The organism is Streptomyces sp. NBC_00019 (assembly GCF_045041015.1).
Taxonomy (GTDB): Bacteria; Actinomycetota; Actinomycetes; order Streptomycetales; family Streptomycetaceae; genus Streptomyces.
Map to the genome: position 1 here is coordinate 8791031 of NZ_CP108302.1, position 23056 is coordinate 8814086.

General features: G+C 70.8%; 20 protein-coding genes and 2 pseudogenes. 17 read left to right on the plus strand and 5 right to left on the minus strand.

Annotated features, from left to right (window positions below; translation table 11 throughout):
* Nucleotides 1-5 precede the first annotated feature (5 nt).
* From OHU89_RS40650 to OHU89_RS40680, 7 genes and pseudogenes are all read left to right on the plus strand, one after another.
* Nucleotides 6-386, plus strand: a complete 381-nt coding sequence (locus tag OHU89_RS40650; protein WP_405650111.1) for an MmcQ/YjbR family DNA-binding protein — start codon at nt 6-8, stop codon at nt 384-386.
* Between the two features lie 105 nt (nt 387-491).
* The gene (locus tag OHU89_RS40655) at nt 492-1658 is read left to right on the plus strand and encodes a CaiB/BaiF CoA transferase family protein (protein WP_405650113.1); all 1167 of its coding nucleotides are present in this window, start codon (nt 492-494) and stop codon (nt 1656-1658) included.
* Nucleotides 1655-2797 (plus strand): acyl-CoA dehydrogenase family protein, encoded by a 1143-nt coding sequence (locus OHU89_RS40660; RefSeq protein ID WP_405650114.1) that lies wholly within the window; start codon nt 1655-1657, stop codon nt 2795-2797. The genes OHU89_RS40655 and OHU89_RS40660 overlap by 4 nt, the downstream gene beginning before the upstream one ends.
* 45 nt (nt 2798-2842) lie before the next feature.
* A complete protein-coding gene (locus tag OHU89_RS40665) occupies nt 2843-4057 on the plus strand; it encodes an acetyl-CoA C-acetyltransferase (RefSeq protein WP_266885596.1) in 1215 nt (404 codons plus the stop codon).
* 35 nt (nt 4058-4092) lie between these two features.
* Nucleotides 4093-6270 (plus strand): 3-hydroxyacyl-CoA dehydrogenase NAD-binding domain-containing protein, encoded by a 2178-nt coding sequence (locus OHU89_RS40670; RefSeq protein WP_405650116.1) that lies wholly within the window; start codon nt 4093-4095, stop codon nt 6268-6270.
* A 133-nt stretch (nt 6271-6403) separates the two neighbouring features.
* Nucleotides 6404-8032, plus strand: coding sequence for a thiamine pyrophosphate-binding protein (locus OHU89_RS40675; RefSeq protein ID WP_405650117.1), 1629 nt, complete (start codon nt 6404-6406; stop codon nt 8030-8032).
* A gap of 104 nt (nt 8033-8136) precedes the next feature.
* A pseudogene (locus OHU89_RS40680) lies at nt 8137-8619 on the plus strand (IclR family transcriptional regulator); the annotation flags it as partial.
* Nucleotides 8620-8668: 49 nt separating this feature from the next.
* On the opposite strand, the gene OHU89_RS40685 reads toward OHU89_RS40680, so the two are convergent.
* On the minus strand, nt 8669-8956 hold the full coding sequence (locus tag OHU89_RS40685; RefSeq protein WP_405655118.1) for a hypothetical protein: 288 nt from the start codon (nt 8954-8956) through the stop codon (nt 8669-8671).
* Between the two features lie 152 nt (nt 8957-9108).
* Between OHU89_RS40685 and OHU89_RS40690 the strand changes: the two genes are divergently transcribed.
* The gene (locus tag OHU89_RS40690; protein ID WP_405654864.1) at nt 9109-9834 is read left to right on the plus strand and encodes an SDR family NAD(P)-dependent oxidoreductase; all 726 of its coding nucleotides are present in this window, start codon (nt 9109-9111) and stop codon (nt 9832-9834) included.
* Here the strand turns inward: OHU89_RS40690 and OHU89_RS40695 are convergent.
* The gene (locus tag OHU89_RS40695) at nt 9820-10545 is read right to left on the minus strand and encodes a MerR family transcriptional regulator (RefSeq protein WP_405650118.1); all 726 of its coding nucleotides are present in this window, start codon (nt 10543-10545) and stop codon (nt 9820-9822) included. The genes OHU89_RS40690 and OHU89_RS40695 overlap by 15 nt on opposite strands.
* Before the next feature lie 139 nt (nt 10546-10684).
* Here OHU89_RS40695 and OHU89_RS40700 point away from each other — a divergent pair, with 139 nt between their 5' ends.
* From OHU89_RS40700 to OHU89_RS40720, 5 genes and pseudogenes are all read left to right on the plus strand, one after another.
* Nucleotides 10685-10858 (plus strand): hypothetical protein, encoded by a 174-nt coding sequence (locus tag OHU89_RS40700; protein WP_405650119.1) that lies wholly within the window; start codon nt 10685-10687, stop codon nt 10856-10858.
* Nucleotides 10859-10971: 113 nt separating this feature from the next.
* A pseudogene (locus OHU89_RS40705) lies at nt 10972-11097 on the plus strand (Appr-1-p processing protein); the annotation flags it as partial.
* Nucleotides 11094-12029: an adenosine kinase gene (locus OHU89_RS40710; RefSeq protein ID WP_405650121.1), complete on the plus strand. Its 936-nt coding sequence runs from the start codon at nt 11094-11096 to the stop codon at nt 12027-12029. The pseudogene OHU89_RS40705 and the gene OHU89_RS40710, both read left to right, overlap by 4 nt.
* Nucleotides 12026-12439 (plus strand): hypothetical protein, encoded by a 414-nt coding sequence (locus OHU89_RS40715; RefSeq protein WP_405650122.1) that lies wholly within the window; start codon nt 12026-12028, stop codon nt 12437-12439. Before OHU89_RS40710 ends, OHU89_RS40715 begins: the two co-directional genes overlap by 4 nt.
* 86 nt (nt 12440-12525) lie before the next feature.
* On the plus strand, nt 12526-13212 hold the full coding sequence (locus OHU89_RS40720; protein WP_405650124.1) for a DUF6766 family protein: 687 nt from the start codon (nt 12526-12528) through the stop codon (nt 13210-13212).
* A 28-nt stretch (nt 13213-13240) separates the two neighbouring features.
* Here OHU89_RS40720 and OHU89_RS40725 read toward each other — a convergent pair whose 3' ends face one another.
* Complete coding sequence (locus OHU89_RS40725) at nt 13241-14743, minus strand: M1 family metallopeptidase (protein ID WP_405650126.1); 1503 nt, start codon at nt 14741-14743, stop codon at nt 13241-13243.
* 204 nt (nt 14744-14947) lie between these two features.
* Between OHU89_RS40725 and OHU89_RS40730 the strand changes: the two genes are divergently transcribed.
* The 3 genes from OHU89_RS40730 to OHU89_RS40740 all read left to right on the plus strand — a co-directional run bounded on the left by OHU89_RS40730 (nt 14948) and on the right by OHU89_RS40740 (nt 19913).
* A complete protein-coding gene (locus tag OHU89_RS40730) occupies nt 14948-16903 on the plus strand; it encodes a Xaa-Pro dipeptidyl-peptidase (protein ID WP_405650128.1) in 1956 nt (651 codons plus the stop codon).
* Entirely contained in the window at nt 16900-18144 is a 1245-nt protein-coding gene (locus tag OHU89_RS40735; protein ID WP_405650130.1) for a M14 family metallocarboxypeptidase, read from the plus strand. Before OHU89_RS40730 ends, OHU89_RS40735 begins: the two co-directional genes overlap by 4 nt.
* A 65-nt stretch (nt 18145-18209) precedes the next feature.
* Nucleotides 18210-19913, plus strand: coding sequence for a BCCT family transporter (locus tag OHU89_RS40740; RefSeq protein WP_405650132.1), 1704 nt, complete (start codon nt 18210-18212; stop codon nt 19911-19913).
* Nucleotides 19914-19929: 16 nt separating this feature from the next.
* Here the strand turns inward: OHU89_RS40740 and OHU89_RS40745 are convergent, their stop codons facing one another.
* The gene (locus tag OHU89_RS40745) at nt 19930-20880 is read right to left on the minus strand and encodes an FAD-dependent oxidoreductase (protein ID WP_405650133.1); all 951 of its coding nucleotides are present in this window, start codon (nt 20878-20880) and stop codon (nt 19930-19932) included.
* A 66-nt stretch (nt 20881-20946) separates the two neighbouring features.
* On the opposite strand from OHU89_RS40745, the gene OHU89_RS40750 reads away from it, so the two are divergent.
* On the plus strand, nt 20947-21969 hold the full coding sequence (locus OHU89_RS40750; RefSeq protein WP_405650135.1) for an oxidoreductase: 1023 nt from the start codon (nt 20947-20949) through the stop codon (nt 21967-21969).
* A gap of 31 nt (nt 21970-22000) precedes the next feature.
* Here the strand turns inward: OHU89_RS40750 and OHU89_RS40755 are convergent, their stop codons facing one another.
* On the minus strand, nt 22001-22918 hold the full coding sequence (locus OHU89_RS40755) for a peptidoglycan-binding protein (protein WP_405650136.1): 918 nt from the start codon (nt 22916-22918) through the stop codon (nt 22001-22003).
* Nucleotides 22919-23056 lie beyond the last annotated feature (138 nt).

Consider the following 23056-nt stretch of genomic DNA (forward strand, 5'->3'; position numbering starts at 1 on the left):
GTGCGGTGGCCGCGCCCAAGAATGCCCTGAAGAAATGGGAAAAGGTACGCGACTTCGCGCTCGGGATGCCGGGCGCCGTCGAGGAGTTCCCCTGGGGTGAGTCGGTCGCCAAGGTCAACAAGAAGGTGTTCGTCTTCCTCGGCGTCGGCGACGGCGGCTATCCGCTCGGTGTCACGGTCAAGCTCAAGGACGACGAGGCGCATGCGCATGCCCTGACCTGCCCCGGCGCCGAACCCGCCGGGTACGGCCTGGGCAAGGCGAGGTGGGTGCGCGTCCCGCTGGAGGAGAAGGGCGCCCCGGCCGCGGAGCTGCTGTGCGACTGGGTGGAGGAGAGCTATCGCGTGATCGCGCCGAAGCGGCTGATAGCGGAGCTGGACGAGCAGTGAGAGGCTGATTGTCTAAGCGCTTGCTCGTTCAGGTCTTGTGTCCGGTGGAACAGGTTCTTAGCATCACTGGTGTTACATCGGTTGTGTCACGCCAATGGGGGCTGGATGACAACGGCAACGACGCCGGGGCAGGGCCCGCTGACCGGCGTGCGCGTACTCGAGCTGGCGGGTATCGGGCCGGGCCCGTTCGCCGCCATGCTCCTCGCCGACCTGGGCGCCGACGTGGTCCGCGTGGACCGGCCGGGCGGACCCGGGCTCGCCATCGACCCCGAGTTCGACGTCACCAACCGCAACAAACGCTCGGTGATCATCGACCTCAAGGCCCCGGACGGCGCCGCCCGCGTCCTCGACCTCGCCGAACGCGTCGACGTCCTGATCGAGGGCTACCGCCCCGGTGTCGCCGAGCGCCTCGGTATCGGCCCCGAGGCCTGCCACGCCCGCAACCCGGGGCTCGTCTACGGCCGGATGACCGGCTGGGGGCAGGAGGGCCCCCTCGCCCAGCGTGCCGGCCACGACATCGCGTACATCGCCCTCACCGGCACCCTCGGCATGATCGGCAGCCCCGACGCGCCCCCGCCGGCCCCCGCCAACCTCCTCGGCGACTACGCGGGCGGCTCCCTCTACCTCGTCGTAGGCGTCCTCGCCGCCCTCCACCACGCGCGCGCCACCGGCGCCGGCCAGGTCGTCGACGCCGCCATCGTCGACGGCACCGCCCACCTCTCGGCGATGATCCACGGCATGCTCGCCGCCGGCGGCTGGCAGGACCGGCGCGGCGCCAACCTCCTGGACGGCGGCTGCCCGTACTACGGCACCTATGAGACCGCCGACGGGAAATACATGGCGGTCGGACCGCTGGAGCCGCAGTTCTACGCCGAGTTCGTACGCCTGCTCGACCTGGAGGAGCACGCCGGGGCACGCAAGGACTGGACCCGCTGGGGCGAGCTGCGCGAGGCCGTCGCCGCCCGCTTCAAATCCCGCACGCGGGACGAATGGACGGCCGCCTTCGACGGCACGGACGCGTGCGTCGCCCCCGTCCTGTCGCTGCGCGAGGCCCCGCACCATCCGCACCTCGCCGCGCGCGGCACCTTCACCGACCACGGCGGCCTCACCCAGCCCGCGCCCGCCCCGCGCTTCTCCGCGACCCCGACCGCCGTACGCACCGGCCCCGCCCGACCCGGCGCCGACACCGGGGACGTGGCGCGCGACTGGGACGTACCCGATCTCCTGAAGGGCCCCGATCCGGACGGCCCCGAGACGAAGGGCCCTGAATGAAGCGGCAGATCTTCGCCCCCGAGCACGACGCGTTCCGCGAGACCGTGCGGGCCTTCCTGGCCAGGGAGGTGCAGCCGTACTACGCGCAGTGGGAGAAGGACGGCATCGTCTCGCGCGAGGCCTGGCGCGCGGCCGGCAAGCAGGGTCTGCTCGGGCTCGCCGTGGACGAGGAGTTCGGGGGCGGAGGCAGTGCCGACTTCCGCTACAGCGCCGTCCTCGCCGAGGAGTTCACGCGCGCGGGCGCACCCGGGCTCGCTCTCGGTCTGCACAACGACATCATCGGCCCGTATCTGACCGGCCTGGCCACCGAGGAGCAGCGGCGGCGCTGGCTGCCCGGCTTCTGCGACGGCACCCTGATCACCGCCATCGCCATGACCGAACCCGGCGCCGGCTCCGACCTCCAGGGCATCCGCACCCACGCCGAGGACCGTGGCGACCACTGGGTCCTGAACGGCTCCAAGACCTTCATCTCCAACGGCATCCTCGCCGACCTGGTGATCGTGGTCGCGAAGACGACCCCCGAAGGCGGCGCGCACGGTCTGTCGCTGCTCGTCGTCGAGCGCGGCATGGCGGGCTTCGAGCGCGGCCGCAACCTCGACAAGATCGGCCAGAAGGCACAGGACACGGCCGAGCTGTTCTTCCACGACGTGCGCGTGCCCAAGGAGAACCTCCTGGGCGAGCTCCACGGCGCGTTCGTCCACCTGATGACGAACCTCGCGCAGGAGCGTCTGAGCATCGCCGTCTCCGCGATCGCCGCCGCGGAGCACCTGCTGGAGATCACCACGGAGTACGTCAAGGAGCGCGAGGCCTTCGGCCGTCCGCTGGCGACCAAGCAGCACATCCGTTTCGAGATAGCGGAGATGGCCACCGAGTGCGCCGTCACCCGCACGTTCCTCGACCGCTGCATCGAGGATCACTCGAACGGGCAACTCGACGCCGTCCACGCCTCCATGGCCAAGTGGTGGTCGACCGAGCTGCAGAAGCGGGTCGCCGACCGCTGTCTGCAACTGCACGGCGGCTACGGCTACATGAGCGAATATCCCGTCGCCCGGGCCTTCACCGACGGCCGCATCCAGACCATCTACGGCGGGACGACCGAGATCATGAAGGAGATCATCGGGCGTTCCCTGCTCGGCTGAAAAGCTCTTCCGCACGGCTGACCCTCACCCCCGAAAGGCCTCCCAGTGAGCACCGAAGCGTACGTGTACGACGCGATCCGCACCCCGCGCGGTCGCGGCAAGGCGAACGGCGCCCTGCACGGCACCAAGCCCATCGACCTGGTCGTCGGACTCATCCACGAGATCCGCGACCGTTTCCCGGGCCTGGACCCGGCCGCCATCGACGACATCGTGCTCGGCGTGGTCGGCCCCGTCGGCGACCAGGGCTCCGACATCGCCCGGATCGCCGCCGTGGCCGCCGGACTGCCGGACACGGTCGCGGGCGTACAGGAGAACCGCTTCTGTGCGTCGGGTCTGGAGGCCGTCAACATGGCCGCAGCCAAGGTCCGTTCCGGCTGGGAGGACCTGGTTCTCGCGGGCGGCGTGGAGTCCATGTCCCGGGTGCCGATGGCCTCGGACGGCGGCGCCTGGTTCAACGACCCGATGACCAACCTGTCCGTGAACTTCGTGCCGCAGGGCATCGGCGCCGACCTCATCGCCACCATCGAGGGCTTCTCGCGGCGGGACGTCGACGAGTACGCGGCGCTGTCGCAGGAGCGGGCGGCGACGGCCTGGAAGGAGGGCCGCTTCGACCGTTCCGTCGTGCCGGTGAAGGACCGCAGCGGCCTGGTGGTGCTGGACCACGACGAGTACATGCGCCCCGGCACCACCGCCGACTCCCTCGCCAAGCTCAAGCCGTCCTTCGCGGACATCGGCGACCTGGGCGGCTTCGACGCCGTCGCGCTCCAGAAGTACCACTGGGTCGAGAAGATCGACCACGTCCACCACGCGGGCAACTCCTCCGGCATCGTCGATGGCGCCTCGCTCGTCGCGATCGGCTCCAAGGAGGTCGGCGAGCGCTACGGCCTCACCCCGCGCGCGCGGATCGTCTCCGCGTCCGTCTCCGGCTCCGAGCCGACCATCATGCTCACCGGCCCCGCCCCGGCCGCCCGCAAGGCGCTCGCCAAGGCCGGGCTGACCATCGACGACATCGACCTCGTCGAGATCAACGAGGCCTTCGCGGCGGTCGTCCTGCGCTTCGTGAAGGACATGGGCCTGTCCCTGGACAAGGTCAACGTCAACGGCGGCGCCATCGCGCTGGGCCACCCCCTCGGCGCGACCGGCGCGATGATCCTCGGCTCGCTCGTCGACGAACTGGAGCGCCAGGACAAGCGGTACGGCCTCGCCACGCTCTGTGTGGGCGGCGGCATGGGTATCGCCACCATCGTCGAGCGCATCTGACCCCCCTCCCGACGGATCACACGGAGCACCTCCACATGAGCACTGAGTCCACCACCATCCGCTGGGAACAGGACCGGTCCGGCGTCGTCACCCTCGTCCTCGACGACCCCTCTCAGTCCGCGAACACCATGAACCAGGCGTTCCGCGACTCCCTCGCCGTCGTCACCGACCGCCTGGAGGCCGAGAAGGACTCCGTCCGCGGCATCATCTTCACCTCCGCCAAGAAGACCTTCTTCGCCGGCGGCGACCTGCGCGACCTCATCCGGGTCACCCCGGAGACCGCGCAGGAGCTCTTCGACGGCGGCCTCGCGATCAAGCGCGACCTGCGCCGCATCGAGACCCTCGGCAAGCCGGTCGTCGCCGCGATGAACGGCGCGGCCCTCGGCGGCGGTTACGAGATCGCCCTCGCCTGCCACCACCGCATCGCCCTCGACGCGCCGGGCTCGAAGATCGGCTGTCCCGAGGTCACCCTCGGCCTGCTCCCGGGCGGAGGCGGCGTCGCCCGCACGGTCCGCCTCCTCGGCATCGCCGACGCCCTGCTGAAGGTGCTGCTCCAGGGCACCCAGTACACCCCGCAGCGCGCCCTCCAGAACGGCCTGATCCACGAAGTGGCCGCCACCCAGGAGGAACTGCTCGCCAAGGCCCGCGCCTTCATCGAGGCCAACCCCGAGTCGCAGCAGCCCTGGGACAAGCCCGGCTACCGCATCCCCGGCGGCACCCCCGCCAACCCCAAGTTCGCGGCCAACCTCCCCGCCTTCCCGGCCAACCTGCGCAAGCAGACGGGCGGCGCCCCCTACCCGGCCCCGCGCAACATCCTCGCCGCGGCCGTCGAGGGCTCCCAGGTCGACTTCGAGACCGCACAGGTCATCGAGGCGCGGTACTTCGTGGAGCTGGCGGCCGGTCAGATCTCGAAGAACATGATCCAGGCGTTCTTCTTCGACCTCCAGGCCGTCAACTCCGGTGCCAACCGCCCCAAGGGCATCGAGCCGCGCACGGTCCGCAAGGTCGCCGTCCTGGGCGCCGGGATGATGGGCGCGGGCATCGCCTACTCGTGCGCCCGCGCGGGCATCGACGTGGTCCTGAAGGACGTTTCGGCGGAAGCGGCCGCCAAGGGCAAGGCCTACTCCGAGAAGCTCTGCGCGAAGGCGGTCTCCCGGGGCCGTACGACACAGGAGAAGGCGGACGCGCTGCTGGCCCGCATCACAGCGACGTCCGACCCCGCCGACGTCGCCGGCTGTGACGCGGTGATCGAGGCCGTCTTCGAGAACCCCGAGCTCAAGCACAAGGTGTTCCAGGAGATCCAGCACGTCGTCGAGCCCGACGCGCTGCTGTGCTCCAACACCTCCACCCTCCCCATCACCGTGCTCGCCGAGGGCGTGGAGCGCCAGAGCGACTTCATCGGGCTGCACTTCTTCTCGCCGGTCGACAAGATGCCGCTCGTCGAGATCATCAAGGGCGAGCGGACGGGGGAGGAGGCCCTGGCCCGCGCCTTCGACCTGGTGCGGCAGATCAAGAAGACGCCGATCGTCGTGAACGACTCGCGCGGCTTCTTCACCTCCCGCGTCATCGGCCACTTCATCAACGAGGGCGTCGCGATGGTCGGCGAGGGCATCGAGCCGGCGTCCGTCGAGCAGGCGGCGGCACAGGCGGGCTACCCGGCGAAGGTGCTGTCCCTGATGGACGAACTCACGCTGACGCTCCCGCGCAAGATCCGCAACGAGTCCAAGCGGGCCGTCGAGGAGGCGGGCGGGGTGTGGCCCACGCATCCCGCCGAGGCCGTCATCGACCGCATGGTCGACGAGTTCGGCCGCACGGGCCGCAGCGGTGGCGCCGGCTTCTACGAGTACGGCGAGGACGGCAGGCGCACGGGCCTGTGGCCGGGTCTGCGCGAGCACTTCACGAAGCCCGGCTCCGAGATCCCCTTTGCGGACATGCAGGAACGCATGCTCTTCTCCGAGGCCCTCGACACGGTGAAGCTCCTGGAGGAGGGCGTCCTGACCTCCGTCGCCGACGCCAACATCGGCTCCATCTTCGGCATCGGCTTCCCGGGCTGGACCGGTGGCGTCCTCCAGTACATCAACGGCTACGAGGGCGGCCTCCCGGGCTTCGTGGCACGCGCGCGTGAGCTCGCCGAGCGCTACGGGGACCGCTTCACACCGCCGGCGCTGCTGGTGGAGAAGGCGGAGAAGGGGGAGCGGTTCGGCGACGCGTGACGGGGTGTGCGGGGGCGGGACACCGCCCCCGCACACCCCGTACCGCTGAGCGACACGACGCGCTTGCTCCCCGGGGGACGGAACGCCGACGCTGACCTGCGAACCCGTCCCCGTCCCCACCGAGGAGCCCCCCATGGGAACCCGTCCCGCCCTCGCCTTCCTGGACATCCTCCGCGGCGAGGGCGTGGACCGGGTCTTCGGCAACCCCGGCACCACCGAACTCCCCTTCCTGGCCGCGCTCAAGGAGACCGAGGACGCCCCCGAGTACGTCCTCGGGGTGCACGAGGGCGCCGTCGTCTCGATGGCCGACGGCTACGCACGCGCCACCGGCCGCCCCGCCTTCGTGAGCCTGCACGTCGCCGCGGGCCTCGCCAACGGCCTCATCGGCCTCCTCAACGCCCGCCGCTCCCGCACCCCCCTCGTCGCGGCGGCCGGCCAGCAGGACCGCCGCCACCTCCAGCAGGACCCCATGCTCACCGGCGACCTCGTCGGCCTCGCGACGCCCGCGGTGAAGGCGGCGTACGACGTCCAGCACGCCCGCGACCTGCCGCTGGCGTTACGCCGGGCCTTCGCCCTCGCCGTACGCCCGCCCGCGGGACCGGTGTTCCTGTCCATCCCCATGGACGTGTTCGCCGAGGACATCGAGGTCGAGGTCCCGGCCCGCACCCCGCCGCCCCCGCCAGGACCGGCCCCCGGCATCGAACGCGCCGCCGTCCTGCTCGGCGGCGCCGCCCGCCCCGCGATCGTCGCCGGCGACGGCGTCGGCCGCGAGGACGCCGTCGCCGCCCTGGTCCGCGCGGCGGAGGCCTGCGGCGCGACCGTGCACCACCAGCCCATGGCCGACTGCCTGAACTTCCCGACCACCCATCCCCTCTACGCCGGGATGCTGCCGCCCCGCCACGACGCCATCCGCGCCGCACTCGCCCCGCACGACGTCCTGCTGATCGCCGGCGCCCACGCCTTCACCCCGCACCACTACACCCCGGGCCCCGCACTGCCGCCCGGCGTCACCGTCGTCCAACTCGACTCCGACCCCGACGAGATCGGCCGCAACTTCCCCGCCGAAACCGGGCTGGTCGGCTCCCTCGGCCCCTCCCTGCACCGCCTCGCCGACCTCCTGCGCGAACGCGTGCCCGCCCACACCGCCAAGGGCCGCGTCCTGCGCACCGGCGAACAGCACGCCGCGGACCGCGACCGCGCCGAGTCCGCCGCCCGCGCCGCGTACTCCCCGGCCCCGCTCGCCCCCTGGGCCGCCGCCCACGCCGTCGCCCGGGGTCTGCCGCCCGGCGCGGCGATCGTCGAAGAGGCCATCACCGTAGGGCTGTTGCTCCGTCGTCTCGTACGCCTGGACCGCCCCGGCAGCTACACCCACACCGTCGGCGGCGGCCTGGGCTGGGGCATCGGCGCCGCCGTCGGCCGCGCGCTCGCCGAGCCGGGACGCCCCGTGGTCGCCGTACTCGGCGACGGCTGCGCCCTGTTCGGACTCCAGGGACTGTGGAGCGCCGCCCGCCAGTCGTCCCCCGTCCTGTTCGTGGTCATGAACAACGGCGTCTACCGCACCCTCCAGGACACCTACGAGGCGATGGGCGGCCCGGGCCTGTGCCCCGGCACCGAAATCGGCCCCCTGGACTTCACCCGCGCGGCCGCCTTCTTCGGCGTCGAGGCGGTCCGCGCCGAGAGCGCGAAGCATCTGCGCGAACTGGTCGCCGGGGCAGGGAAGTTGAAGGGTCCACTGCTGGTCGACGTACCACTGAGGCAATGAGCCACAACCGTGGGGGGAACCGCGCCCGCGGCCGAGGCGGTGATCCGCCACTCACAGCGACGCACACCTTGCCACCCGCACACCCAGGCATCACCATTCGGTCCATGACGGACGACGGTCCTCTGCCCAAGTCGGTACTCGCACGCGGAGTGACCCTGCTGCGTGCCTGCGGGGACTCCGGGACCGCCCTCACCCTCGCCGAACTCGCCCTGCGCACCGGGCTGCCGAAACCCACCGCGCACCGGCTGATCGGCGAACTGGTCCGGCTCGGCCTGGTCGAACGCACCCCGGACGGCCGCTACCGCATCGGCCTGGGGCTCTTCGTCCTCGGCCAGTCCGCGCCATCGGTGTGCGAACTGCGGGACGCGGCGCTGCCGTACCTGGGCGACCTGCACGAGGCCACCCACGAGAACGTCCACCTCGCCGTCCCGGACGGCACCGACACCCTGTTCCTGGAGAAGATCACGGGCCGACGGGCCACCCCGATCGTCTCCCGCACCGGCGGCCGCCTCCCCGCCCACTGCACCGCCACCGGCAAGGTCTTCCTCGCCCTGGACCCCCGACCGCCCCACCGCACCCTGCACCGTCTCACCCCCCGCACCCTGGTCCTGCCGGGCCAGCTGGCCCGCGACCTGGCTAGGTGCCGCCCACCGACAGGTCGACCTCGCGCATGGCGAGCGCGAAGACCATGCCGCACGCCATCAGCGAGATGTAGACCGAGTTGTGGGCGGTGGACAGCAGGTTGTCCGTGTCGAAGAAGTCCGGGTACGGGATGCCGATCGCCAGCACGAGCAGCCCCAGCACGAGCAGGACGCCCAGCTCGTCCCGCACCAGCCGGCGCGGCAGCGGCCACTGCCGTCGGGGTGCGGGGTCCTGTTCGCGGGCGCGCTCGGCGTCGTCCACGGCACGCTCGGTCTCGGTCATCGGGCACGGCTCCCGTACGGCGGCAGCTGAAGGCCGCCCCCACGGGCGACTGGCCGCAGCGTCGGCCCCAGGGGGCGCGGGCGGCAACACGGGCGTTCCAGCGAGTGGAATGCGCGCTTGCCGGGCGCCTGACGGGTCATCACACTCGGCCCATGGAGACGCGTACCGCCCTGGTGACCGGAGCGGCACAGGGCCTCGGGCAGGAGTTCGCCGTAGCGCTGGCAGGGCGCGGATACCGGGTCGCAGGGTTCGATCTCGTCCCGCAGCCACAGACCGCGGGCCGGATCCTCGACTACGTGGAACTGGTGGGAGACGTCACCGACGAGGAGGTCGTCCGGGCCGAACTGGAGCGTGTCATCGACCAGTTCGGCACCCTGCACGTCGTCGTCAACAACGCCGGCGTCTACCCGTCGAAGCCCTTCGAGGAGACGACCGCCGAGGAGTGGCGGCACGTCCTGCGCGTCAACCTGGAGGCCCCGTTCCTGGTGACGCAGGCCGCGCTGCCCTATCTGAAGGCGGCCGGGTGGGGTCGTATCGTCAACATCGCCTCCGCGGCCGTGTTCACCGCGCCGCCCACGATGGTCCCCTACGTCGCCTCGAAGATGGGTCTGATCGGTTTCACTCGCGCACTCGCCGCCGCGCTCGCCCCGTACGGGATCACCGTCAACGCCATCGCGCCCACCATGGTCCGCACCGCCACCGCCGAACGGACGGTCGGCGCGGACGGCGGCTTCGCGTTCGTGCGCGACCGCCAGGCCGTCACCCGCACCCAGGAGCCCGCCGACCTGGTCTCGACGCTGCTGTACGTGGTCGACGAGGGCAGCGGCTTCCTGACCGGGCAGACCCTCAACGTGTCGGGAGGATCAGCCTACTTGTGAGGGACCGGACGCGGACGGAACCCATTCGCTGAGCTCTTCCCTCAACGACCGCTGGAAGGTGGTCAGCAGCGCCTGCACCACGATCGGGTGCATATGGGCGGACAGCGACCTCACGTCCTGTGTGTCGCGCTCCGACACCTCGCCCCGGAACAGCTCCGCCAACTCGTGCGCCGCGGCCCGCGCATGCTCGATGAGCACGCCGCGCGCAGCGAGGATCGACTCCAAGGACAGGGGTACGTCGAGCAGTTGGACGCCGAGCCGCAGCAGCCCCGAGTCGAAGTGGTAGCCGTCGCCGTCCGCCCGTACGACGTTCATCGCGGCCAGCCGCTCCACGTCCGCGTCTGTGAGCGGCCGCCCCGCCCGCTGCTCCAGCTCCCCGCGGGTGGCGCTCTGCGCGGTGTCCGGCGCCCAGGAGGCCACGACCGCACGGTGGATCGCGAGGTCGTGCGGGCTCAGGCCCGGTGGCAGCTGACGCAGATACCGCTCGATCGCCGCCAGCGTCATCCCCTGGTGCTGGAGCTCCTCGATCAGCGCGAGCCGGGAGAGGTGCTCCTGCCCGTAGTGCCCCACCCGCCGCGGACCGATCACCGGCGGCGGCAGCAGCCCCTTGGTGCCGTAGAAGCGCACCGTGCGGACCGTGACGCCCGCCCGCGCGGCCAGCTCGTCGATCGTGAGGTCGGTCGCGTCGATCTCGGTGGGTTCGGTCGTCATGTGCAGCAGTATCGCTGTCTCACCAGTGCTGTGAAACCTCGCGAGCACCCCTGTCGATCATGCGATCTGTCCCGGGCCATACGTACGTCCGGATACCCGAGCGCGATCCGCTCGGGCGCACCAGAGAGCGGTACCACTCGTGAGCAAGGACGTCGTGGACACGGCACAGGCCGCCCACACCACGATCGCCTTCCTCCTGGCCTGCCTCGGCATGATGGCCAACGACCCCAAGGTCGGCCGCAGGACCCTGCTGCTGATCCCCGTGATTGCCCATGTCTGCGCGGTCGTGCGCCTGACGTCGTGCAGCGGGTAGTCGCGCCCCCGAAGGGGCGCGGGGAACTGCGCGACCAGCCACCGACGGCCCGCAGAAAGTCACTGTCCGGATGGCCTACGGCGAAAGATCCCCGCCCACCCAGCGGGAGCGACATGCCGCGGATAGGGTGCGGACTGGCCGGAGGCAAGTGGTCCCGTGTCGAGCCGCTCGTCAGGGAGCGGCTGGTCGGGAAGGGGATCGCGGTCACGGTCTACGACCATGGGGAGGGCCGGAGTTGAGCAGGGACACCGACGTTCTGGTACTGGGCGGCGCGGGCGTCGACACCATCGTGTACGTGCCGGAGCTGCCGTTGCCGTACGCCGACAGCTACATGATCGACTCCGGGATCCGCACCCGCGCGGGCCAGACCGGGGACTTCGTCGCCGTCGCGCTCAGCTCGCTCGGCCTGCGCACCCACCACATCGACATGCTCGGCGACGACCCCGAGGGCGACCTCGTCCGCGCCCTGCACCGGGACAAGGGCATCGCGCTCACCGCCGTCCCACAGCCGGCCGGCACCAAGCGCGCGGTCAACCTCGTCAGCCCCGACGGCCGTCGGCTGTCCCTGTACGACACCAGCCGCGGCCACCCCGAAGACCGACTGCCGGAGTCGACCGTCCGGGAACTCGCCACGGCCAGCCGGCACGCCCACGTGTCGATCACCCAGTCCTGCGCCCACGCCCTGCCCGCACTGCGCGACTCCGGCGTGAGCATCTCGACCGACCTGCACGACTGGGACGGCGAGAACCCGCACCACGAGCCGTTCGCGTACACGGCCGACGTGGTCTTCCTCTCCGCCACCGCCCTGACCGACCCCGAGCGCACCATGCGCCGCATCGTCGAGCGCGGCCGCGCCGAGGTCGTCGTCGCCACCGCGGGGGCCGAGGGCGCGTATCTGCTGGCCGACGACGAGCTGACCCGGATCCCCGCGGTCACACCGCCCGCGCCGGTCGTGGACTCCAACGGAGCGGGCGACGCCTTCGCGGCCGCGTTCCTGTACGGCAGGCTGTCCGGCGAGCCCCCGCACCGGTGCGCCCTGTACGGCGCGGTCGCCGGCGCCCACGCCTGCACGGTGCCCTCGACGGAGACGGACGCGATCGACCGGGACGCACTCCACGCCCGTGTGGCCGGCTTTTTGCCCGCGGAGGAATCGGGTACCCGGCTCATGTGAGAAAGGTGCGCCGCCTCGGCACGCTGGTAATCCTGTCCCTCTGCGGACTGGTTCTCGGTGCTTGTGACAGTGCCGGACAGCGGGACTCGGCGGCCTCCACCGCGGCGACCGGATTCGAGCGCCTGCTCAGTTCCGACGACGCCGAAGGTCTGTGCGGGGCACTCGCACCGGAGACCCGCGGCGCATTGGAGGAGTCCGAGAAAGCGGATTGCGAGAAGGCCGTCGCCGCTCAGGAAATACCCCTCGGCGGCGAGATCCGCGCCACGGACGTCTACGGCAGACAGGCCCGCGTCGTCCTCGAATCGGACACGTTGTTCCTGTCGCGGTTCGCGGACGGCTGGAAAGTCGTCGCCGCCGGATGCGTCCCTCGCTCGGGCCGGCCCTACCAGTGCACGCTCCAGGGAGGCTGAGGGCGTATGCGGATCATGTTCACGCTCTGTCTGGTCCTCGTCCTCGGCGGCCTCGTCTATTTCAGTGCGGTGGGGCTGATGAACCGGTGACCACGAGAACGCGCGGATTCCTCCGCGACAACGGACTGGGCCTCGGCTTCGGCATCGCATTCCTGCTGGCTCTCGTGGGACAGGCGATCGCGGGCCACGCGGAGTTCAACAACCAGCTGGCCACCGACGGACTGGCCCAGGTCGGATTCGGCGAATACCTCATGTCGTCCGACTTCGCCGTCGACGTGACGGAGAACTGGCAGTCCGAGTATCTGCAGTTCTTCCTCTACATCACCGCGACCGTGTGGCTCCTGCAGCGGGGTTCCCCCGAATCGAAGGAAATGCACAAAGCCGGAACGGAGTCCGACAAGGCCCAGCAGGTGGGCAGATACGCCCACCGGTATTCACCGCGCTGGGCCCGTGGGCGCGGATTCCGGCGGCACGTCTACTCGCACTCCCTCGGCCTGGTGATGGGCACGCTGTTCGCCCTGTCATGGCTGTCCCAGTCGATCACCGGTGTCGCCGCCTACAACGAGGAACAGCTTCGGCAGCTCCAGGCGCCCATCGGCTGGGGAGGCTACGTCGGTTCGGCGGACTTCTGGAGCCGGACCCTGCAGAACTGGCAGTCCGAGTTCCTCGCCGTGGCGTCCATGGCCGTCCTGTCCGTCTACCTCAGACAGCGCGGCTCGCCGGAGTCCAAGCCGGTCGGGGCGGCCCACACCTCGACCGGGGTCGAAGGGTGAAACGGACCGCCCCGCCGCACTCGGGGACCTAGTGCTCGTGCACGTCGTTCGTCGCGGCGATCTTCTTCCACGACTTCGGCTGCACCGGCGGCGCCCCGGCCTCGGCTGTCCTGGCGATGGACGCGTCAGCCGCCGCAGGGGCGGTGGGCTTCGACGGCTGGAACAGCCATGTGTCGAAGAGCGCCGACAGCGACTGCCCCGACACCTCCTCGGCGTACTTCCGGAAGTCGGCGACCGTCGCGTTGCCGTACGCGTACTTCTGCGGCCAGCCCTTCAGCACCGCGAAGAAGGCGTCGTCCCCGATTTCGTGGCGCAGCGCCTGCAGGGCCAGCGCGCCCCGGTCGTAGACGGCGATGTCGAACTGGTTCTCCGGCCCCGGGTCGCCGGGCTTCACCGTCCAGAAGGCGTCGTCGGCCGGGTGCGAGGCGTACACGTAGTCCGCGATCTCCTGTGCCGTGCCCTCGTCCTCGTGCTCGGACCACAGCCACTGCGCGTATCGGGCGAAGCCCTCGTTGATCCAGATGTCCTTCCATCCGGCGACGGAGACGAGGTCGCCGTACCACTGGTGGGCCAGCTCGTGCACGACCACGGAGGTGTTGGAGCCGTTCGCGAACTGGCGCGGGCTGTAGAAGGGCCGGGTCTGCGTCTCCAGCGCGTACCCGGTGTTCGTGTTCGGCACATACCCGCCGAGCGCGTTGAAGGGGTACGGCCCGAAGTACTCGCTCAGCCAGTCGGCGACCTCCCCGGTCCGCTCGATGCTCGCCCGCGCGGCACCGGCGTTGTCGCCGAGGTCCTTGCTGTAGGCGTTGACGACCGGGATCCCGCTCTCGGTCCGGCCCGTGGTGATGTCGAACTTCCCGACGGCCAGCGTCGCCAGATAGGTGGCCTGCGGCTTGTTGGACCGCCAGTTGAAGCGGGTCCAGCCGAGGCGTGAACTCGTCGACTGGAGCGTGCCGTTGGAGATGGCCTGGGTGCCGTCCGGAACCAGCACGGACACGTCGTAGGTGGCCTTGTCGAGCGGGTGGTCGTTGCTGGGGAACCACCACCAGGCGGCCTCGGGCTCGTTGGCGCCGACCCCGCCGTCCGGGGTGCGGTGCCAGCTGGTGAAGCCGTACGCCTGCTTCGACGACGGCACCCCGCTGTAGCCCACGACCACGGTGACGGCCGTGCCCTTGGCCAGCGGTGTCTTCGGCGTGATCTCCAGCTCGTGCTCACCGGACGTGGTGAACGACGCCTTCGCGCCGTTGACCCGCACCTCGTCGACGTCCAGCAGGAAGTCCAGGTTGAAGCGCGACAGATCCTGGGTGGTGCGGGCCAGGAGGGTCGCCGTGCCCTCCAGTTCGTCCGTCGCCGGCTGGTACTTCAGCCGCAGATCGTAGTGGGAGACGTCGTATCCGCCGTTGCCGTAGGCCGGGTAGTAGGGGTCGCCGATGCCCGGCGCGCCGGGGGAGTGGCTCGCGGCCGACGCCGGGATCGCCAGCAGGACGGACGCGGCGGCCAGTGCGCCGGGCGCGATGAGTCTGCGGTGCACGAAAGCTCCAAGTCGTAGGGGCACGAAGTCTGTTCGGAGCCTATTCATCACCTGTGGGCACAGGCGTGTCCACAGCCGCCCCTGTCACACGATCGCCATTCGGCCGTCATGAGCGATCACGCCCCACGCACCTTTCCAGCCACATCCCGCCCGCCCCGATCGGCCCTCTTTTGCGCGGGAGTTGACCGTTGTACCGTCCGCGCCATGCCGATACGCACGCGCTTCACGATCTGGAGAACGCTCGCGACGGCGGCCACCGCCGCCCTGCTGGCCACGTTCCTCACGCCCGTCGTCGCACAGGCCGCCCCGCGTGAGAGCCGACCCGTCTACTCGTACGAGAACGCGGTCCGTGAGGCCGTCTGGGTGGACACCGGACTCGACGGGGACGGCGACGGCAGGAGCGACCGCGTGGCCGTCGACATCGTCCGCCCCCGCGAACTCGCCCAGCAGGGCCGCAAGGTGCCGGTCGTCATGGACGCCAGCCCGTACTACTCCTGCTGCGGGCGCGGCAATGAGGGCCAGCGCAAGACGTACGACGCGAACGGCGACGTCGTCCAGATGCCGCTGTTCTACGACAACTACTTCGTGCCGCGCGGCTACGCCTTCGTCGGAGTCGACCTCGCCGGCACCAACCGCTCCGACGGCTGCGACGACGTCGGCGGCCGCTCGGACGTCCTCTCGGCCAAGGCAGTGGTCGACTGGCTCAATGGCCGAGCCACCGCCTACACGAGCCGCACCGGGAGCGCCAAGACCAAGGCCACCTGGACCAACGGCCGGACCGGCATGATCGGCAAGAGCTGGGACGGCACCATCGCCAACGGCGTCGCCGCCACCGGCGTCAAGGGCCTCAAGACGATCGTCCCGATCAGCGCCATCTCCTCCTGGTACGACTACTACTTCCAGCAGGGCGCCCCGCTCTACGACTCCGGCCCCGACTGGCTGGCCACCTACGTCAACAGCCCCGACGCCCAGGCCAAGTGCGACGCCGTCCAGCAGAAGCTCATCGACGGCGCCCCGCGCACCGGCGACTGGACCGGCCTGTGGACCGAGCGGGACTACCTCAAGGACGCCTCCAAGGTGAAGGCGAGCGTCTTCGCCATCCATGGCCAGCAGGACCTCAACGTCCGTATGCGGCACCTCGGCCAGTGGTGGGACGCCCTCGGCAGGAACGGCGTCGAGCGCAAGATCTGGCTCTCCCAGACCGGCCACGTCGACCCCTTCGACTTCCGTCGCGCCGAGTGGGTCGACACCCTGCACCGCTGGTTCGACCACGAACTCCTCGGCTACGACAACGGCATCGACCGCGAGCCGATGGCCGACATAGAACGCCACCCCGACCAGTGGGTCACCTCCAAGACCTGGCCCCCGCGCGGCACGAGCACCGCGACCCTGCGCCCCGCCCAGGGAGACCGACCCGGCGTCGGCACCCTCGGCCTGACCCGCGACCGCGGCACCGAGACCTTCACCGACGACCCGGCGCTGAGCGAGACCGACTGGTCCGCGCGGATCGACACGTCCACCCCCGAGAAGGCGGGCTTCACCACCGGCGCCCTCACCCGGGACCTGCGTCTGGCCGGCTCCTCGAAGGTGACCGTCACCGCCACCCCGACCACCTCGACGGCCCACCTCTCCGCCGTCCTCGTGGACCTCGGCCCCGCCACCATCCGCGACTACGCGACCGCCGGCGAGGGCATCACCACGCTGACCGACCGCACCTGCTGGGGCGCGAGCACCGCCGGTGACAGCGCCTGCTTCAAGGAGACCCGGGCCAAGACCGCCGACGTCGACTACACGGTCGTCAGCCGCGGCTGGGCCGACCTCGGCACCTACGCCGACCCCGGCAAGGGCGTCCCGCTCACCCCGGGCAAGGCGTACACCATCACCGTCGACCTGGCGGCCACCGACCATGTCGTCCCTGCCGGTCACCGCCTGGCCCTGATCGTCGCGGGCACGGACAAGGATCTGATCGACCCGCCGTCGACCACCCCGACGCTCACGATCGACCTGTCCCGCACCTCGGCGCGCGTCCCGTTCGTCGGCGGCGCCTCGGCGTTCGCGCACGCCACGAAGGGCGCCGCCACCGCCGTACCGCAGACCGCGCCGCTCGACGGCGTGACGGCACCGCGGACCCTCCAGCGCGTCCCGGGGGCAGGCCGATGATCCGAGCCCTCACCCTGAGCACGGCGGCCCTGGCCGCATCCCTGGTCGCCGTGCCGGCCCACGCGACCGAATCCCCGCCGCGGACCGGTTTCGAGCAGTACGACGGTGCCCGCTGGACCGGCGGGACGGAGGAACAGGACTTCCTGGCGGCCGTCGACGCGGGGAGCGACCGGGTCTCCCTCGCCCGCATCGGTACGACGAAGCAGGGCCGCCCCCTGCAACTGGTCCGCCTGGGCAGACAGGGCGCCCCGAACAAGGTGCTCCTCATCTGCAGCCAGCACGGCGACGAGCCGTCCGGCCGCGAGGCCTGTCTCTCCAAGGTCCGCGACCTGGCGTACGCGAAGGACGCCGGCACCCGGCGCTTCCTGGACCGCACCACCCTGCTCGTCGTGCCCACCGCCAACCCCGACGGCCGGGCCGCCGACACCCGCGGCAACAGCGACGGCATCGACGTCAACCGCGACCACCTCGCCCTGCAGACGGCCGAGGGGCGGGCCCTGGCCGCCGTGATCCGCGACCGGCAGCCCGATGTCATCTACGACCTGCACGAGTACGGCGCCACGCCCCCGTACTACGACAAGGACCTCTTCGACCTCTGGCCCCGCAACCTCAACACGGACGAGGCGGTCCACGACGAGGCCGAGACCCTGTCCCGGGCGTACGTCCGCCCCGCCGCACAGCACGCCGGGTACACGACCGGCACGTACGGCATCTGGACCGACCCCGTCACGGGCGATCCGATCAGACAGACCGCCGGTGACGGCCAGGAACGCATCCTGCGGAACATGTCCGGCATCAAGCACGCGGTCGGCCTGCTCATCGAGAGCCGCGTCGACGCGCTCGCGGACGTCGACGAGGCGACGAACAACCGGCGCCGGGTCAGCTCCCAACTGGCCGCGCTGAAAGGCCTGTTCGGCTTCGCCGACGAGCGTCGCGGCCGGATCGAGGCGGCGACCGGCACGGCCCGCCACGAGGGCTGGGCCGACACCGGACCCGTCTACGTCGGCGGCGCCGACAACGACCCGCCCGAACCCGCCGAGGTGATCCAGGACCCGCCCTGCGGCTATCGGCTCACCGACGCCCAGTACTTGGAGGTCAAGGACGAACTCGCCCTGCACGGAGTGCGGACCAAGGGCCCCTACGTCCCCCTCCGCCAGCCCCTGCGCGCCCTCGTCCCGCTGCTCCTCGACGAACGCGCCCCGTACCACCTCACGGCCGGGGAGCCCGACACCGACTGCTGAAGCGGCATCGATCAGCGGCACCTGTGGTACTTCGTAACCATGATTTTCGGGAGAAGGTGCCGCACATGACGGAAGACTTGAAGAAGAGGGGTGGCCGGGAAGGTCCCTCGGACGTTCGCGGCCCCCACACCACCGACCGCGTGGTGTTCGGCGTCACCGCCGTCATCACCGTGGCCTTCGTGATCTGGGGCTCGACGGCGACGGACTCGCTGGAGAGCGTCTCCACGAAGATGCTCAACGGCCTGATCCACAACGGCGGTTGGGCCTTCATGCTGGCGGCCTCCTGCTTCGTCGTCTTCGCCCTGTGGCTCGCGGTCAGCCGCTACGGCCGTATCCACCTCGGCGCCGAGGGCGAGGAACCCGAGTTCAAGACGGTGTCCTGGGTCGCGATGATGTTCAGCGCCGGCATGGGCATCGGCCTGATGTTCTACGGCGTGAGCGAACCGCTCTCGCACTACACGACCCCACCGCCGGGCACCACCCCCGCCGACTCCGCGGAACGCATGGAGACGGCGATGGCCACCACCCTCTTCCACTGGACGCTGCACCCCTGGGCGATCTACGCGGTGGTCGGCCTCGGCATCGCCTACAGCACCTACCGCAAACGCCGCCGCCAGACCATCAGCGCGGTTTTCACCCCGCTCATCGGTGAGAAGCACGCCAACGGCACCGCGGGCCGGGTGATCGACATCCTCGCGATCATCGCCACCATCTTCGGCTCGGCGGCCTCGCTGGGTCTGGGCGCCCTCCAGATCGGCTCCGGATTCCAGGAGCTGGACTGGATGGACGACGTCAGCGAGGGGCTGCTCGTCGCCATCATCGCCGTGCTGACCCTGGCCTTCGTGGCCTCGGCGGTCTCCGGTGTGGAGAAGGGCATCCAGTGGCTGTCGAACACCAACATGGTGCTCGCGCTGATCCTCGCCGTGTTCGTGTTCACCGCGGGCCCCACGATCATCGTCCTCGATCTGCTGCCCACCTCGATCTTCGCCTACCTCGGCGACCTGCCCCAGCTCGCCGGCCGCACCGAGGCCAGCGGCGGCGAGGGCGTCGCGGACTGGCTCGGCAGCTGGACCGTCTTCTACTGGGCCTGGTGGATCTCCTGGACGCCGTTCGTCGGCATGTTCATCGCCCGCATCAGCCGCGGCCGCACCATCCGGCAGTTCGTCGGCGGCGTCATCCTCGTGCCCAGCACCGTCAGCCTGGTCTGGTTCGCGGTCTTCGGCGGTACGGCGATGAAGCTGAAGGAGGGCGGTGCGCTCCGCGGTGCCGACACCCCCGAGGGGCAACTCTTCGGAGTCCTCCAGGAGTTCCCCATCGCGACCGCCACCAGCCTGCTCGTGATGATCCTGGTCGGCATCTTCTTCGTCTCGGGCGCCGACGCCGCCTCCATCGTGATGGGCACGCTCTCCCAGCGGGGCGCCCTCGAACCGGGCCGGTTCGTCGTCGTGTTCTGGGGCATCGTGACCGGGGCCGTCGCCGCCATCATGCTGCTCGTCGGCAGCGGCCAGGGCGACGCGCTCACCGGTCTGCAGAACCTCACGATCCTGGCCGCCGCGCCCTTCGTCCTCGTGATGATCGGCATGTGCGTCGCCCTCATGCGCGATCTGCGCCGCGACCCGGTCATCGTGCGCGGCGAGATGGGATCCGAGGCCGTGGAACTCGCCGTGATCGAGGGCCACAAGAGGTACGACGGCGACTTCGAGATCAGGGTCGGACCGGGCGCCGGCACGGAGACGGAGGGCGACCCCCTGGGCCACGACCACGGTTAGGCTCCGCCGGGCAGGTCTAGGAGGAGGCGAGCGCCGCCGCTTCCTCCGCGCACCCCCATGCCACGGTCACCCCGCCCCCGCCGTGCCCGTAGTTGTGCACCAGAGCCCTTCCGCCCGCCAGCGGTTCCCGCTCCAGACGCACCGCGTCCCGCACCGGCCGCAGCCCCACCCTGTGCCCCAGCACCCGCGCCCCGGCGATCTCCGGCCGCAGCGCCGCACACCGCCGTACGATCGCCTCCGCCACCGCCGGATCAGGCTCCGTCGACCAGACCCCGTCATCCGCGGTACCGCCCAGCATGAGCCGGTCCGGATGCGGGAAGCAGTACGCCATCTCCCCGTCGGCGTCGGTCGACACGACCCACGTGCGGATGCCGGGATTCGCCACGACGACCAACTGTCCGCGCACCGGCCGCACGGAGGCGTCCGGCACCAGCTCCCGCGCGCCCAGCCCCGTGCAGTTGACCACCACCGGCGCCCCGACCGACACGAGGTCGGACACCGTACGCGTCTCGACCGTCCCGCCCGCGTCGAGCAACCGCTGCCGCAGCCAGGGCAGATGGACCGCCATGTCGACGAGCGGCAGCCGTGCCCACACCCCCGGCCCGGCGTACTCCTCGGCCGTGGCGGCCCGCAGACCCGGCAGCCGCCGGCCCGCCCAGGCCGTGGCCTCGTCCAGATCCGCCTCGCCGAGTACTCCTTCGACCATGCGTACGCCGGTACGGTCCGGGTCCGCCGCGAGCGCCTCGTACACCTCCAGCGAGCGCAGCGCCCACACGCGGGCCGACGCGACCGGCTCGATCCGGCGCGGCCACCACAGCGCCCCCGCAACCCACGAGGTGGTGCGCTCGACAGGATCTCGGGTCCATACCCGCACTCGCCTGCCGCGCTCGGCCAGGACCACGGCCGTCGTCAGCCCGATCACCCCACCGCCGACCACCACGACATCGCTGCTCGGCTCACTGTCCACACCGGGACGTTAGCGGAATGTCGTATGCCGTGCGCAGAGCGCGCTTGCTGCGGGAATACTCGCAGCATGTCTGCCGAGTACGCGACCTTCGGCCTGGCACCGGCGATGCGTGCCGGTGGAGTCCTTGTCAACGGTGAGTACCAGGTCCACCGGGACTTCATGGACTTCATCGTCGACGGACGACCGCTGCTCTTCCAACTCTCCGACCTCGACGCCGTCTCCCCACTGGCCTCCGACGTACCGCCCTCGATCTTCACCGCCCAGGTCCGCAGCCTGCTGCTGGAGACGGACGCCCCGCTTCCGGGCGGGCGCTACGTCATATACGGCTGTCCCGAGTGCGAGGACCTCGGGTGCGGTGCCGTCACCGCCGTGATCGAGAAGGAGCACGGCGACTTCATCTGGCGGGACTTCGCCTGGCAGACCGAAGAGTTCGCCGACCTGGAGCTCAACGGCTACTACGGCATCGGCCCCTTCCGCTTCCACGGCCCCGAGTACCGACAGGCCCTGGACTCCCTGCTGGGACCCGATTCCGCGAGCCCGCGCCGCCGCGTCCTGCTGATCGGTGCCCGCGTCGCCCTCCTCGCCAAGCTCGCCGCCGCCCTGCGCACCATCGGCATCGGCGCCGACATCACCCAAAACGCCGAGGGCGTGTCCGCCGACGAACTGCGCGCCTACGGTGCCGTCGCTTTCGGCCGTGCGGTAGCTCAGCAGGAACGTGCCGCCGTACGCCGGTCCTTCGAACGCGCCGGCGTCGAGGTGGCCTATGTCGACGGTCTCGCCCCGATAGTCCCCCTCCTCGTCGCCCAGATCGAGCACGCCCTCGACCGCAGCCCGCAGGAACAGCGCCGCCTGACCCGGCTGGTCGCCGCCGACGGTGAGGCGGGCGTCGAGGTCACCTCGCCGTGCCGGGTGCGCCTCACGGCGTACCGCCTCGACCGGCTCTTCCGCACCCACGCCCAGGAGGTCTTCGACGGGGTTCTGGAGGCGGGCCGGCATCGCATCGCGCTGGACGCGAGGGCGGTGAAGGGGGAGTCGTTCGTGGTGGCGCGGACGTCGGGGGGCGTGCTGGTCGAGGCGATGGCGCACTGAGGGCCCCCGCCTCGGCGGGGGCCCCGGGCACTCAGGAGAACAGCAGGCGCCAGGTCAGCGGACCGGGGGTGCCGTCGGCATCGCCGCGCAGCTCCTTGCGGGACTTCTGGAAGTCCCGCACGTTGAGCTGGTCCGCCTCACCCCACGTCTTGCTGGGGCCGACCTTGTAGTGATCGCCGAAACCGCGCTTCACCAGCTGCTTGCCGAGCTGGAGGACGTACTTGTTCGAGGCGCCGGCCACGAAGTACTTGCGTCCCGGGAACGCCGGGATCTTCGGCTTGGCGGGCGTGGTGGGCGCGGGGGTGTCGTCGTCCACGTCCAGCTCGGCCTTGGCGTACTTGAGGAGTGCGGCGAAGTCGATCGCCCCCGGGTCGCCGTGCTCGTTCTCGACCACGTGGAGGTGCCCGCAGATCCCCTTGAACTTGTTCCACTCCGCGACCGTCATCCGGGCCCCGTTGCCCTTGCCGAACGAGCTCGGGTACGCGGGCCACTCCTTCGGCCCCGACAGCGGCACGCCGTGCTGCTCGTGCATCCAGGCCAGGAAGCCGGCGACGGCCTGCAGCGCCCAGTCCGGGGCCTCGGGCCAGTAGATGTGCGCCTGGCCCGCGGCCTTCCACTTCTTGTGCGTCTTGGGGTCGCAGGTGCCGACCAGCTCGACCTGGCACACGTTCGCGGTGTTGGTCTCCGCGCCGCCCCGCAGATTGACCAGCGCCCTGGACGAGGTCTCGATGTCGAAGTGCTGGAACCACTTCAGCTTCTTGGCGTCGAAGTCCGGCACCGCCGTCAGGTTCGGAGCGGAACCACCGCCGCCGTAGCCGGGCAGGGTACGGCCCTCGGTGGTGTGCAGGACGACGACGTTGACCTCCATCGGATCACCGCCGAAGTCGTCCTGATACCAGTTCGCCCGGCTCGCGCCCGGATAGCGCTGGGGACCCGTCTTCGTACTCATCGCAGAACTCCTGAAGGGGTGACGTGGGTCGGGTGACCATGCGGTGCAAGGAAGTTGACCGTAAAAGTGCGGCCTACCGGGGGAGGTCGGCGCGTGTCGCCGTCGCTTCGCTGTCGTCGCGTCGTCGTCCCGCCGTGC

Bases quoted from the DNA above. Each gene is read 5' to 3' on its own strand.
- OHU89_RS40695 (WP_405650118.1), bottom strand. From the start codon at position 10,545: ATGACGACCGAACCCACCGAGATCGACGCGACCGACCTCACGATCGAC.
- OHU89_RS40675 (WP_405650117.1), top strand. From the start codon at position 6,404: ATGGGAACCCGTCCCGCCCTCGCCTTCCTGGACATCCTCCGCGGCGAG.
- OHU89_RS40730 (WP_405650128.1), top strand. From the start codon at position 14,948: ATGCCGATACGCACGCGCTTCACGATCTGGAGAACGCTCGCGACGGCG.
- OHU89_RS40685 (WP_405655118.1), bottom strand. From the start codon at position 8,956: ATGACCGAGACCGAGCGTGCCGTGGACGACGCCGAGCGCGCCCGCGAA.
- OHU89_RS40735 (WP_405650130.1), top strand. From the start codon at position 16,900: ATGATCCGAGCCCTCACCCTGAGCACGGCGGCCCTGGCCGCATCCCTG.
- OHU89_RS40740 (WP_405650132.1), top strand. From the start codon at position 18,210: ATGACGGAAGACTTGAAGAAGAGGGGTGGCCGGGAAGGTCCCTCGGAC.
- OHU89_RS40655 (WP_405650113.1), top strand. From the start codon at position 492: ATGACAACGGCAACGACGCCGGGGCAGGGCCCGCTGACCGGCGTGCGC.
- OHU89_RS40670 (WP_405650116.1), top strand. From the start codon at position 4,093: ATGAGCACTGAGTCCACCACCATCCGCTGGGAACAGGACCGGTCCGGC.
- OHU89_RS40750 (WP_405650135.1), top strand. From the start codon at position 20,947: ATGTCTGCCGAGTACGCGACCTTCGGCCTGGCACCGGCGATGCGTGCC.
- OHU89_RS40690 (WP_405654864.1), top strand. From the start codon at position 9,109: ATGGAGACGCGTACCGCCCTGGTGACCGGAGCGGCACAGGGCCTCGGG.
- OHU89_RS40755 (WP_405650136.1), bottom strand. From the start codon at position 22,918: ATGAGTACGAAGACGGGTCCCCAGCGCTATCCGGGCGCGAGCCGGGCG.
- OHU89_RS40660 (WP_405650114.1), top strand. From the start codon at position 1,655: ATGAAGCGGCAGATCTTCGCCCCCGAGCACGACGCGTTCCGCGAGACC.